Genomic DNA, 14,191 nt, shown 5'->3' with positions numbered 1-14,191 from the left:
TTTCGTCGAGCCTCGCACCCACCTCCATGCAGGTCATCATCGCAGTCACGAATTCTACATCTGAACACCGAACCCACCCACGAAAACTAACCCCGAACACCGAAACCTACACCCGAACAGGACACGCTGCATCACTCATTGCCCCTCCATCGCTCAAAAACCACCTACTTCAAATCTCTTGCATTCTGGCGCTTAACTTCCGGCGTACCGTCGAAGAGGTGGGAGGCAACCTGCACAAACTGAGCGCGGGTGACGGCTACACCTACCTCACCAAGCAAGTAGCCGCCATGGACTCCAGCGAGCGCGGAACCGCCACCCTCTCGGACTACTACTCGATGAAAGGCGAAGCCCCCGGCCGCTGGATCGGCTCAGGGCTCACCGGACTCGACACCGTCGCGGTCGGCGACGTAGTAACCGAAGCACAGATGAAAGCCCTCTTCGGTCTGGGCCGCCACCCCGACGCCGACACTATCGAAGCCGCCAAGATCGCCGAACTCACACCGATCCACTTTCAGCGCAATCTCGCACGCGGAATACCGGTACGCACCGCCGCTGCCCGCGCCGCCGAACGCGCCGCTGAGGAAGCACTCAAGCACAGCCGACTGGGCACACCATTCAAGATCTACTCTCAGGCATCGGAGTTTCGGCAGGCCGTGGCGGCGGCGTACAGCGACTACAACGTGGCGCGCGGACTGAAATGGAACACCGCCGTCCCCGGTGACGTTCGTGCAGGGATCCGCACCAACCTCGCGCGCGCAATGTTCACCGCGGAGTACAACCGCCCGCCGCTGGGCTCACGCGAACTGGCGTCCTGGATCGCCCGGAACTCACGCCAGACGACCCAAGCCTGCGCCGGCTACGACTGGACGCTGTACCCCAAGCACAAGTCCATCTCCGCACTGTGGGCCCTGGCCGACAAACCCACCTCCGCCATCGTGGAGCAGGCGCACCTCGACGCAGCCGCCTACACCGTCGACTTCCTCGAGAAGAACGCGACCTTCACCCGCACCGGCGCAAACGGCGTCGCCCAGGTCGAAGTCACCGGCCTGTTGGCGACCTTGTTCACCCACCGCGACTCTCGCACCGGCGATCCGTACCTGCACTCCCACATCGCGATATCGAACAAGGTCCAGACACTCGACGGCCGCTGGCTCGCCCTGGACGGACGGGCGCTGTACAAGTTCGCGGTCTGGGCCAGCGAGGTCTACAACACCCGCATCGAAACGCTGTTGCGCCAACGCCTCGGCCTACGGTTCGTCGAAGTCCCCCACACTGATCCGAACAAACGTGGCACCCGCGCGGTCGCGGGGATCTCACGATCGCTGTGCGAGTTGTGGTCCTCGCGCGACGCGGCTGTCCAGGCGCGTCGCGCCGATCTCGTGCGCGAATTCCAGCAGACCTACGGTCGCGAGCCGTCCCCACGCGAGGCTTACGACCTCGCTCAACGCGCGGCCACCGACACCCGCCCCAACAAGCACGAACCACGCTCGCAGGCCGAGCAACGCGCAGCCTGGTACATCGAGGCCGTAACCCATCTGGGTTCCGAACAAGCGGTAGCGGACATGATTCGCACCGCACTGCACCAACAGCACCCCGACAATGCCAGCTTGCGTCCAGGCGAGTTACGGGCACGAATCAACGTCATCGCCGACAGCGTGGTCGAGCGCGTGTCCCAGTCCCGCGCGACCTGGCACATCAACCACATCGGTGCCGAAGCACAACGACAAGTCTGCGCGGCGGATCTACCGGCCGAACTTACGGATGCCACCGTGCAGGAGGTCATCACCGCAGCGCTGGACCCGAGTCGCAGCCTCGCGCTGCCGCTACCGGATCACTTCGATGAACCCGCAGCGCTGCGCCGACGTGACGGCACATCGGTGTTCGTCATGGCAGGGTCCCAGTCCTACACCAGCACACCGATTCTAGAAGCAGAGCAACGGATCCTAGATGCCGCAGGACGTCGTGACGGGCACCGCATCGGTGAAGTCGGCGTCGGTGTCGCACTGCTCGAGTACGGGGCTAATCACCCCGACGCACCATTGAACGCAGGGCAGGTCGCCTTGGTTCGCGGCTTCGCCACCTCAGGGGCACGGGCACAGGTGGCGTTGGCACCGGCGGGCACAGGTAAGACAACGGCCATGGCGGTCTTCACCTCCGCCTGGTGCGCCGACGGTGGCACCGTGATCGGGCTCGCCCCGACCGCCGCCGCGGCCGCGGTGTTACGCGACCAGATCGGAGTCACCTGCGACACCATCGACAAACTCCTCGACGGCATCCGCACAGCCCACTTCGCCACAGCCGTCGGCATCAAGGCTCGCGTTTCCGACTGGATCCATGGAATCGACGACCGCACCGTGGTCATCATCGATGAGGCGGCCCTGGCCTCGACAGCCCAGCTCGACCAGGTCATCGACTACGTCCTGAGTCGTGGTGGCAGCGTCCGAATGGTCTGCGACGACAAACAACTCGCCGCGATCTCGGCCGGTGGCATTGTTCGCGCGATCGCCGAAGAACACGGCGCGCTGACCCTCGAGCACGTCATCCGGTTCCGCGACGATCACGGCAATCCCCGCCACGACGAAGCCGCTGCCTCCTTGGCCCTGCGCGAGGGCGATCCGGCCGCGATCGGTTTCTACCTCGATCACTCCCGAGTCCATGTCGGTGATCCCGCCGCGAACGCCGATGACGCCTACCTCGCCTGGGCCGCCGACGCCGAGGCCGGCCTCGATTCGGTGATGATGGCCCCCACCCACCTCATCACCCGCGAACTCAACCTCCGCGCCCGCGCCGATCGCCTCGCCGCCCACGGAACCTCCGGCCCCGAAACCACACTGCGCGACAACACGTCCGCCTCCGCCGGCGACATCATCCGCACCACACGAAATGCCCGACAAATCACCGTGTCTGACACCGACTGGGTGCGCAACGGCACCCGATGGCGTGTCGACCGCGTGCACGACGACGGCGCGCTGTCGGTCATCGGGCTGGAGACCGGCCTGACGACCGTGCTTCCGGCCGACTACGTCACGACCGATGTGATCCTGGGATACGCCGCCACGATCATGACCTCCCAAGGCATCACCGCCGACACCGGCCACACCGTTCTGACGGGCCAGGAGACCCGCAACGACCTGTACATGGCGCTGACGCGCGGTGCACGAGAGAATCACGCCTACCTACCCACTGCGCTGACCGGCGACGAACACACCCTCGTCAGCGACGAAGCGATGAACCCCGCCACCGCAGTGGACATGATCACCCGCATTCTGGGCCGCGACGGCTCTCAACAGTCGGCCACCACCACCGCCCACCGACTCCAAGACCCCTTCCAGCGCCTCGCACCAGCTACCGACGCCTACGTCCACGCCGTGGGTGCCACCGCCCAATCCTTGCTCGACCCGCGCGAACTGGCACACATCGACACCGAGGCCGACAAGCTGCACCCCGGCCTCACCGACCAGGCGGCTTGGCCCACGCTGCGCGGCCACCTGGCCGCGATCGCCATCACCGGCGCCGACGCGGTCAGCGAGCTTCGTCTGGCCTACCACAGCCGCGAAATCAGCACCGCCCGCGATGTCGCGGCCGTACTCGACTGGCGACTCGACAGCACCGGCGACCACTCCCTCGGCCGCGGGCCCCTGCCCTGGCTCACCGGTATACCCGCTCCCCTGCGCGACCATCACCAATACGGCCCCTACCTCGCTGCACGCGCCGAACTCGTCGCTGCTCTCGCCCAACAGGTCCGCACGAACAGTCAGCGATGGACCACAGCCTCCGCGCCGCTCTGGGCACGGCCACTGGCCACTCTGGACAGCTCGCTGTTGTCGGAGGTAGCGGTCTGGCGGGCCGCGACGGCTGTCGATGATTCCGATCGCCGAATCACCGGCCCACCATGCTTCGCCATCCGCGAACGCCGCTACCGAGCCGGCCTCACCAACCGCGTGACCACCCTGCTCGGCAGCCCACGCCAGGCCGCCGGACGCTGGGCACCGCTCGCGGACGACATCGAATCCCGCCTCACCGAGGACCCGTACTGGCCCGTGCTCGCTGAACACCTCGCCACCACGGCCCGCACCGGAATCGACGTCGACACGTTCGTCCGCACCGCTGCCGCGCAACGCCCACTGCCCGACGAACACCCGGCGGCCGCGCTGTGGTGGCGACTGACCGCAATCCTCGCCATCGACCAGCCCTACGACCCCAGCCCCAATCAGCTCGCCTCGCTTCCCTACCTCGACCGCCTCCTCGGTCCCAGCCGAGCCGAACAGCTCAGAGCTGACCGCGGATGGACACTTCTGGTCACCGCTGTCGAGAACGCCGAAACCCGCTGGCTGCCGGACGAACTACTCGAACTCGCGCTCGAATCATTGCCTCCACACCTTGCGGAGACGGACTCTCGATCCTCAGAGTTCTTCGCCGCGTTCACAACTCGCGTCACCACCCTCACCAAGGCCCCCATCCATGAAGACCCAGACCACGCCGGCCTTACCGCACTCGAGGCCCCCACCGACCCCGAGACACTGCCACCCGACCCCACTGATGCCCCCTTAGCCGGACAACCCAGACCCGGCACCGGAAACAGCGACGTAAACGATGCCCACGAGGACTACCTCACAGCGCCCGGCACCGACTCGCCCACTCTCGCCCCGACCGTGTTGCACACCGCGCCACCACCGAACCCACTAGATATCGAGCCGCTCAGCGACTGGGACTTCCCCCTCCCTCCCAACACCGCTCCCATCCCCTACAGCGAGCTTCCTCCCCCGCAGCGCGTTGTCCGACTGCGCGGCGACCTCGACGCAGCACGACAGCACGCCCGACAGGTATGGTCCGATCACCTGGCCGGACGCGGCCACCATCGCCGCGCGAGCTCGCCGACACTTCGCGGCCTCCGCGCCGCCGCGGATAGTCAGAACCGCGCTCGTGTCGCGGCCTCCGACGCCCACCAGCACCACCGACACACCGAGGAGGTTGCCCGCGCAGCCGAACACGAATACAGCGATGCCCGGCAAGCCGCAGCTACCGCCCGGGAGGGCGGAGAGGAAATCGCCTCGCTCTCACTCGATCTGCGCGCGAGCCTGCTGGGTATGGAAGCCGACATGGCCCGCAGCAGCGCCACAGACGCCCACCGCCACCTCGAGAACACTCGACGGGCGTGGCGAGATCTCGCCACAGCGCACGCCAGTACACCGATCGCCCTCGAGCATCTCGACGCTGCCCACGCCACCGCCGACATGCTGGACCTCGGTACTCTGACCGGCGCCCTTGCCGAAGCCGACCACCTCGAAGGCGAACTCCTCCGCGCGCAGATCACGGCCGAGCGTTTCCCTGACGACGGCGACCCCGAACTCGCTCTCGACGAACATCCAGCTGATCGATCAGAGAGCACCCAACCACAGACACCCGAACTCAACTCTGCACGCCGCCCGAACAGAGCGGCACGAAGACATCACCCCCGCCGTCGCGTCGACACCACGGAACAGCCTCGCCCGATCCACAGGCTCACTACCGCGCGCCTGACCCAAGAGATCGGCCACCTGCGCGAACAACTCCGACGGCTGCGGGCACAGCCGGCCGCGCTCTCACCTACTGCCGTTGCCGATCGAGTCCACGCCGCCCACGCACACCTGCGTGCTCAAGCCGAGGCGATCACTCACGCCCGAACCACACGCGCAACCGCCGATACGCTGTACCAACAACTCACTCAAGGCCGGGCTGAACTGACCGCCCTCGTCGACCAGCGCGACAGCCAACGCCTCCGGGGCCGCGCCGGCCGTCAACTCGAAACCGAGGTTCGTGCGACACAAACTGCCATCACCGACCTCACCGCACAACACCACTCCGCCGAGAGCGATGCCGCCCTTACCCGGGAGGCTGCCATCGCACTCGGCGCTCCAGCAGACCGCTGGGACCAGATTCTCGCCCACGCCAATCAGCCCGACACGCTTGCGCGCGAACTCGCCGCAGCCATCGACGAGGACTCCCGACGCGAGCTGCGCGACGAGCAACGCCGCCATGACTCCGATCAAAGAGCGATCGAACTCACGACCGCACTCTCCGCGGCCATCACCGAACAACAACGCCGTGCCGGGCTGGACGAGGACACGCGCGCCGAGGAGGAACGTCTCCGCGCGGAAGAATCCACCGCCCAGGTCGCACAACCCCAAGGCTCACCCCGACCAAATGCCTCCCGCGCGGGGCGTCGCCGCAATCGCCGATCACCGCCCGCCCACGACGCCACCACTCGTCACCGCAGGTCGAACCTGTAACGAATCGCGGCCGCACCGTCGGAGAGGCGACGCCTCCGAGTCGTGACGGTCAGACCGTACGTCACGGTCGGGACTTCTACGTACTCTCGCGAGACCGCCGGGCGGTCAATGCCATCCCGATCGGGCTGCGCGCACAGCCGGACCGTCGCGTGCCCGTCAGCCGGTCCACCCCGGGACAAATCCACTGAGGCAGATCAACGACTCGCCCGACAGGAGCAAAATGCATCGCGCGTGGCAGGACGACGGCCACACCGTCACCGACACGGAACCAGTCGCTCCGGTACTTCCAGGCAGCACACCGACTACGAGGGCAGAGGTCGACGGAAGTGCAATGCACTTCCGTCGACCGACCGGAATCCGATCCTCTCGAAGAAGGTCCGTCGTCGCCAACGGTGAGCAACCTCGGTATCAAGAACAACGGACAGATTCAATGCCCCCGCCGATACCGATCGGGCCACGAAAGCATCCATCAAGGCAGCGCCCACCCCTTCGCTGGTCCGTAATGCCCCTATCAGCGCGATATGACCGACGTGCGGATACCCGGCCAGGAATCCGATCGGCAGTTGCCCGTCGAGGGCGACGAGATGGCTCAACGAGTTGCCTCGACCTGGTTCGACCATCCATTTCGGGTCCGCGAAGTCGCTGTCCGTCAGCCGGTGGCACTCCCCCAGTGAACGTAGCAAGCCCTCAATCGCGTCTGGAGCTACCCACGCATCGTCTCGCTCCATGACGTCGATCGGTCCAGGCACAACCGGGAGCCTTCCATATGTCTCGGGATAGCCGCGCATGGCCCAGTTCCTGGGCTCGACGCTGTTCTCAGAGCGTTCGCCGAGGCACGCCGTCGGGCCGTCGAGCAAAGTAGATTGTGGACTGAATTCAGTTCATGCGTTTAGGCTGACTCCATGGACCTCCAGGCGGAGCTGGATCGATTTCTCGACCAGCGTGAACGGTTGACGCGGGCGATGAGGCACGAACTGCGGATGGGAACTTCAGTGCGACAGATCGCGTTTCGAGTGGCACCCGCGTTCAGCCGTGACGTTGTCAAGGAGTATTTGAGGGCCGTCGCGATCGCAAATGCGGCGGGTGCCGCACTGTCTCATGCCGGGGTGAACGAAGCGTTCGTCGTGGCAGTCACGGGCATAGACGTGCCTCGCGAGGCCACACTGCGTCTCGTCGCAGATCTCGACCGGACAAGGGACTACCCGGCTATAGCTGTTCGAGCGCGAGAGGTACTCCTGGAGTCCGGAATCGACCTTGTTCTAGGTCATCGCGGGGGTCGCGGCCGAGACAAATTCATCGACGAGACTGTCGACGCGCTACTCACAGGTGGGCGCGTGCGATTGGTCAAGTTGTCGACCGCCGGCTCATGACGGGCGCTAGGTTCGGGCTCCGCGAGGTGCGATCGTATCTCGCGCGCGGCCGAGAATCCCAGCGGGATCGACTTTTGAGGCACGGTCGCTGGCACGGCTCGCTACTGCCTGCTACCTTCGAGGCAGCCCCATCACCTGAGTTGTCGGTGGTGGATGAGGCGTTGATGATTCTGAAGTTGTTGCGCCGCCCGATCGCCTCTCCCGCGGACGCAGCGCCAATCATTTGTCATTCCGAGGATGGCGGATCACTGAACCTGTCATCCCGTTCCTGCTTCGTATACGACGGTTTCAGAGGAGATCGGTGATGCCCACACCAGCGAGGCTGTGCCTCACGATGCCAAGGGGTCACCGTTGGCGGACGACACCGAATCCACCGTCCCTCTCAGTGGAAGCGAGCCCGGCCATGGACATCCTCTCCCGGTTGCGGAGGCACGTTCGGATCCGCTATCAGGGCGAGACGCCGAGGCAGTGGTCCCCGAGTCGACGCGAGGAGTACCTCGAGCAGCGCGCCCTGGAAGTCCAGGCGCAGATCGAGGAGACAACTGGGAAACTGGTCGTGCACAACTTGGCGCAGTTCAGCGCGGAACATCTCCGGGAGCCAACCGAACAAGAGAGGATCGGGTTGGTCAACAACTCCCGACTGTCGGCTATCGAGCTCGCATTGGCCGAACTCTACGACGGGTTCGAGTCCCTGGGCTCGGAAGGAGATCCGGACGGGGAGCCGACTCAGGAGGAGCGCGAGAGGATGATCGGGGCGCGCCTGGACGCGCAGTGGAAGGCGTTGTCGCCGATGCAGCGCTGGATGACACCGTGGTCGGAGGATCCCGACGAGGACCTGATCGGGCTGGCCCGTCGGCTGTGGCGCGGCCACGACATCCACACGAAGGTGGCAGCGGCCCACCTGCTGACCGCGCGTCGGATGGAGAACCTACCGATCCCCGAATCGATCGAGGATCCATTTCTGCTCCAAGTTCATCAGGAACTGCTCGACGGGATCACCGCCGAGCAACAGCGCCAGCATCGACTGCGGACCGCCAGCCACCAGCAGACCTAGCAGCGCAACCCGGTCCGTCGTCGTTCAGCGCGTTGGCCCAGCGTCCACCGCTGACCCAGACCCGGCCCGGCGACCTACTGGTGATCGCCAGGCAGCACCACGCGCTGCTGGTCCGGGTCGTGCGCCCGCCCCGCGGGATCGATGCCCCGCTGGTCGTGGAGGAGATCGCTACCGGCGCACGCCACGAGTTCGGTTGGGCGACAATGCCGACGGATTGTCGACGCCTGACACCTATCGAAGAGCACGCGCTCAGCGCAAGCGGTCGCGAGGTCGGCTCGATCACCGGCCTCGTGGTCGACGACGTGCTGATCAACACTCCGCTGTCGTATCAGGAACCCGAAGTCGTTCGGGTCGTGGAGGTCTCCACCGACCCGAACAGCCACGGTCTGGGTCGGGTGGTCCTCGAACGGATCGACACCGGAATCCGCTACGCCCGGACCGGCACCAGCCTGGGCCCGCATTGGCGCCACACCACCGTGCCTACTCCCGACACCGAGTCCGCCATCTCGACGCAGAAGAGCACCACTTCGCCATCCGCGAGACCAAGCCCTTCGACGATGCCATTCGCGGAGCGATCCTCGGAGGACATCACAGCCACCGAGCCTATCGATGAATTCGAGCAGCACTCCCTACGTTCCTGGAGGGATCTCGGTGCGTCACTGTTCGAGCCGGCGCGGATGTTGCAGACGCCCGACCTCGACCGACACCCTGATGTCGCCGAAGCGTTGACACGCACGCGATCGGCGAAAACTGCGGACCGAATCCGCGAAGCTGTCCTGGACGGCTGGTTCGAGGCCAGTACGAAACTGACCGATCCACTGTGGAGCACGCTGCGTACGACCCTGGCCCAGGATCTCGAGATAGTAGCCGCCGCACGGAGTCTAGGAGGTGATCCTGAAACACTCTCACAGACAGAGTCATTCGCTACCCTCGTCACCGACAAGCTCGCACGTCTGCCCGATACCGACCTCACCGCCGTCGCGGTCAGGGACGCCGAGCGCCGCCAGCGCCGCACTGGCGCACACCGGCCCGAGGCAGGGCTGGTGCGCGAGATCGCCGAAATCACGGTTCCCCACGCCCGCCTCGGCTGGACCACCCCGTTCGCCACCGACTCCGAAGAGGACCACGCGACGCCGCCGCCGGATCCCACACCGGTCGCCCACTCCGACCCCGCGGATTCCAGACCGCATACAGACCAACTGCCGGAAGACCAACCGAGGACGGACTTCGCCAGCACCGCCTCCTCAACCGATGTTGACGACCCCCGCAGTACGCCGGCCGAATCGGAACCCCACCAGTCAACGTTTGACGCAACCCCGCAGCCTTCCGAGTCCCAATTCCACGGAGACATCGATCCCGCGATGCCTCAGCGGACACAGGCCGCCCCACCGCCCCTCGGCCCCCCTCCGCCGCCGAATCACACCCCCGATCCTCCTCCGAGGACCTCGGTAGGTCCGCCCGAGATATCGGCACCCCTTGTGGCCGATCCTCCCGAGACCGCCGGATCGACTGCCGCCGATCCGCCCGTCGAGGATGCTTCGTTCTCCGAGAAAGTCGCCGCCACAGCCGAAACCTCGCCATCGACGGAACCCGTTGTCCCGCATCAGCAATCTGCGGCGCAACCGACAGGACCGTTCCGCCACGCGAGCGTGTGGAGCCGAGTGTCGCATCCGGCACCCACGCTGGTCCCGCCCGAGTTGCGGCAGGCGCGCACACTGGTCGAGACCGCCCGACGCAATCACTGGCTGGCCACGGGGCGATTCCTCCCTGATGGCGACCACGCAGTGACCTATGTGTTGACACTGTCGGGGCACGCCGCCCAGGGCATTCAGGACTTGACCCTGCACTGGCGCCATGCCGGCCAGGACTGGCAGTTCCAGCACGCCGAGTTCCGCGACAGCCACGAACGTACCGACAGGAACGGTACCGATTCCCCTCAGGTCGACCTCCAGTCCGTTTCCCGAGTGATCGACACACCACTGGTTCCTCTGCCCGGCGAATCAACTGAACCAGCACTCGATCACCTCGTCGCCACCGTAGTCGGCGCCTCGGAAAGGCTGCGAGCGCGCGGGCTGGAGACCTACGACCAGTTCCAGAAGCGGGTTGCAGGTCCAATCGAGGCGGAGATCGTATCGGTCTGCGATCAGCTCGTCGCCGTCGGCGACGTCGACGCCGAGACATCGGCTCAGCGCGTAGCTCACAGTGTCCGGACCAACCTGTTGGTGCGCCGTGAACTGACGGCCGCGATCACCGACCGTGTGTGGATCGGCAAGGATTTCAGTGACGCCGACCTCGCACGCATCCATCACGCTGTCGAAGAGCACACCCACGATCTCTATCGTCCGAAAATCGGCATCGGTGAAGAGGGCGCCGCCCGCTACACCGCCGAAACCTACGTCGAACGCAACTTCGATCGGAGCCTGCGCCACCACCTGTGGCAGGCTGTCGCCGCTCACATCGCTACCCACCGCGACGAAGTCCTCGTCTCCACGGCGGCTCAACTGAACGCGCGCCGCGCAGCCCGCACCGCGGCAGTGGACACCCTGCTCACGGAAGCCGTGGACACGCTGCTGGAAGAGGACCCCGTCACAGCCCAGCGACTGCTCGAGGACGCCTACCGGGTGGACCCGACTGCCGATTACGTCGCCGGCCTTCAACAGATCATCCGTGACCACTACGGTAGCGCGGCAGATCACAGCGGCACCATCGTCGCCGCACCTATCGCCGACCCGATCGTGCGGGCCGCGACAGCAATGGGCTGGCACCACGTACGACTGCCTGATCCGACTCACGCCGCCGTGTCGGTGCTGCGCCACCGCGACCTCCGCGGCGCGCGCCACTCGATTCGCCTTGTCTTCGACGACACGGCACGCGGGCTGACCTACAACTCGACCGCCTCGGGAGCCAGTCGATTGGGCGGCGGAAGTGGGCAACCGTTCAGTGTCCGCCCGGGAGCGCTGCCCTTGGCCCAGGCACGTCGCCTCCTGGCCCAGGTGGCAGGCCGACCGATCACCGATGCGACCGACGACGGTCCGCCGGTGCGCCTTACCGACGGCCAGCGGCGACTGCTTTCCGCGTTGACCGATAGACAAACCCTGCCGGTATTGGCCGCCGCCCTTGCCGATCCCGATGCCGCGCTGCCCGCACTGTTGGCCGATCAACGCTTTCCTCCACCTCCGCGCGAGGCAGCTCAACTCCACGGTTGGGGACCGCAGGTGCGGGTCAGCGCCGACGCCGGTGTTCTGCACTTGCACAACGCATCCGAACCGGCGAGCCTGACGGGAAGGGAACTGGCCGCGTTCGCCCGTGCGGTGCCCGAGGCTGTTCGCCTCCGATTGGACGAGCATGCCGATTTGCGCGTGCTGGGCCAGATTCTGCGACACGAGGTCCTCGAACTCGATGACCAGACGCACACGGATGGAACCGAGGACACCCTCGCCCCCGATCTCCTGCCTGGCCGTGCCACCGACCCAGTGAGCTGGGAGACGATCCGCAACGAACTGGCCGACGCCCCGGCCGTGCACGCCGCGATCCTTCGCCGACCACTTCCGCCCCACCACCTTGCGCGCGTCGGCGCAGTCCGAGAGGTAGTGGAGGAACTGCTCGCGAAGTCAAGTCTTCGCAGCCCGAGCCACAGCACCGCGATCAGTGATGAACGCGCCCGCCACAGTGCGTACAGCACCACCCAGATCATCGAGCAGGTCACCGAGGTCGCACTGCGGCACCGCGACCGATGGTGGACACCGGCGATCACCGATCCCGACGCGAGACAACGCTGGAGAGACTGGGCCGCCGCGATGCTGGCAGACGACCCGATCATCGGCTCGCGCGCCGGGCTACCGCTCACCGACGACCACGCGATCGCGCTCGACACCATCACCGCTGTGCTACTCACACAACTGCCCGAACAATTTCCCGACCTCGATGTCGACCCGACCGAACCCGCCACCCGCGCCTGGCTCATCGGTGATATCCGGATCACCATCGCACCAGCAATACTCCCGGGGCCGGTAACCGAAGACAGTTGGCAGTCGACAGTTCTCGGCTACCACCCTCCGCCACGACCCGGAACCGTACCGTCGACGGCCATCACGGTCGGAGCGGACGGTTCACTGCGTCGACATCCCAGCGCACCCCTGGAGGATTGGGGCACCGACTATCACGCCGCGATGGTCGAGGCCCTTCACGAAGCGGGCCGCGACGACCCCGTACCCGACTACGCCCGCGCTCTGCACATCCAGGTCACCGCAATCCGAGCAGACCTGGCTGCATACGCCCGCCCCTTGTTGGCCGCTGATCCCCGTCTGCACGCGGCCGCGGCGACCGAGAAATCACCAAGCGTCGTCAACCGGCATTCACGAATCACACCGCATACCGAAGCAGTCGTCGACGCGATCGACGAACTGCGGGCCGAACTGAGCACCGCCGATCCGTCACTGGACGCACGCGCCCAACAGGTAGGAATCGACGTCGGCGCGTACCTGGCCACCGAAATCGTCACAGCAATCCTCGACGACCTCCGCACCCCACCGCTCGGCGACCTCAACTCACCCGACACCCACGCATCGGCGCCCGCGGCACACAGCCGGATGACTCCGCCTTCGACGTTGTTCGATCACTCTCTCCGGTTCGCCGACAATGGAGAATCGGCGGGCTCGCCCGAATCCGGAACACCCGGCACCGAAGAACTGCCCGACTCCACGGTCGTCACCGACGAGACCACCCTCCTAAGGGCCGCAGCCCAGCGACTGTTGGGCACGGCAACATTCGATACCGGTGTGCGCGACGTGTTCGGCCGAACCGCGGACACCGCCGGGACCTATGTCGCGGACACGAGGTTGGTCGATCACCTCACCGCCCGCGGACTCATCGACCGCGACCCCGACACCGGGCAACTGAGATGCACTCCGGCCGGTCACACGCTCGGCGACGCACTCCGAAGCGCCGCTACCGAGCCCGCCGTCGGTGATCGCGTACTGGACCTGCGTACCGGCCTGATCGGAGTGGTCGGTGATCACCTCGCTCTCGATGACGATCTCCGATGGGCCGAAGTCGTTCTGGACGAGAGGGATTCGACGGCGACGCGCCTCCAGACCCTCTCCCCACTCGACCTGGCTATCCTCGAACCAGCGGCACTCAGCGGCACCCAGGCCCGAGCGCTCTATCACAGGGCAACCTCAACGGCGGCGGGCGCCCTGGCTGAGGTCAACTCGACCATCACTGCGGCTGCGCCCGCCCGCGAGTCGAACGACGACGAAACCCGTACAGCGACAGATGTTCCCGCAGCGGGACGGACACAGGTCCCACCGCACACACCGACATCCGCCACTCCGGCCACGCAAGGCGCGCCGGAGATCGCCTCCGAATCCACGACGCCGCGCAAAGTCCCCCCACAGCCGCGGAAGGGAACCGCCGCCGCTCAGTTGGGAATGATCGCGCCCTACGAACGCTTCGAAACCTTCCGCGGAGGATGGGACGGATCGAACAACATCACCGCC

General features: G+C 66.1%; 5 protein-coding genes (1 of these 5 only partly in view). 4 read left to right on the top strand and 1 reads right to left on the bottom strand.

The window, feature by feature from the left end; all coding sequences use genetic code 11:
- Nucleotides 1-218: 218 nt before the first annotated feature.
- The gene (mobF, locus tag ON30_RS35030; RefSeq protein WP_051030448.1) at nucleotides 219-6,269 is read left to right on the top strand and encodes a MobF family relaxase; all 6,051 of its coding nucleotides are present in this window, start codon (nucleotides 219-221) and stop codon (nucleotides 6,267-6,269) included.
- 302 nt (nucleotides 6,270-6,571) lie between these two features.
- Here the strand turns inward: mobF and ON30_RS39955 are convergent, their stop codons facing one another.
- Entirely contained in the window at nucleotides 6,572-7,057 is a 486-nt protein-coding gene (locus tag ON30_RS39955) for a GNAT family N-acetyltransferase (protein ID WP_157184073.1), read from the bottom strand.
- A gap of 114 nt (nucleotides 7,058-7,171) precedes the next feature.
- On the opposite strand from ON30_RS39955, the gene ON30_RS39950 reads away from it, so the two are divergent.
- From ON30_RS39950 to ON30_RS35010, 3 genes are all read left to right on the top strand, one after another.
- Entirely contained in the window at nucleotides 7,172-7,639 is a 468-nt protein-coding gene (locus tag ON30_RS39950; RefSeq protein WP_157184072.1) for a hypothetical protein, read from the top strand.
- Between the two features lie 421 nt (nucleotides 7,640-8,060).
- Complete coding sequence (locus tag ON30_RS35025) at nucleotides 8,061-8,693, top strand: hypothetical protein (protein WP_157184071.1); 633 nt, start codon at nucleotides 8,061-8,063, stop codon at nucleotides 8,691-8,693.
- Between the two features lie 80 nt (nucleotides 8,694-8,773).
- Nucleotides 8,774-14,191, top strand: partial view of a helicase-like domain-containing protein gene (locus ON30_RS35010; protein ID WP_157184070.1) — the beginning only. The gene runs 21,939 nt beyond the window's last position; only the first 5,418 of its 27,357 coding nucleotides appear in the window; it begins with the start codon at nucleotides 8,774-8,776; the stop codon falls past the right edge of the window.

The organism is Nocardia takedensis NBRC 100417, assembly GCF_000308695.1.
In the GTDB taxonomy this organism is placed as follows: Bacteria; Actinomycetota; Actinomycetes; order Mycobacteriales; family Mycobacteriaceae; genus Nocardia; species Nocardia takedensis.
Note: the sequence above shows the minus strand (reverse complement) of the source record. Positions and strands in the feature narration are given on the sequence as shown.

Excerpts from the sequence above, each read along its gene's own strand:
- ON30_RS39950 (WP_157184072.1), top strand. The coding sequence starts at position 7,172 with ATGGACCTCCAGGCGGAGCTGGATCGATTTCTCGACCAGCGTGAACGG.
- ON30_RS39955 (WP_157184073.1), bottom strand. The coding sequence starts at position 7,057 with ATGCGCGGCTATCCCGAGACATATGGAAGGCTCCCGGTTGTGCCTGGA.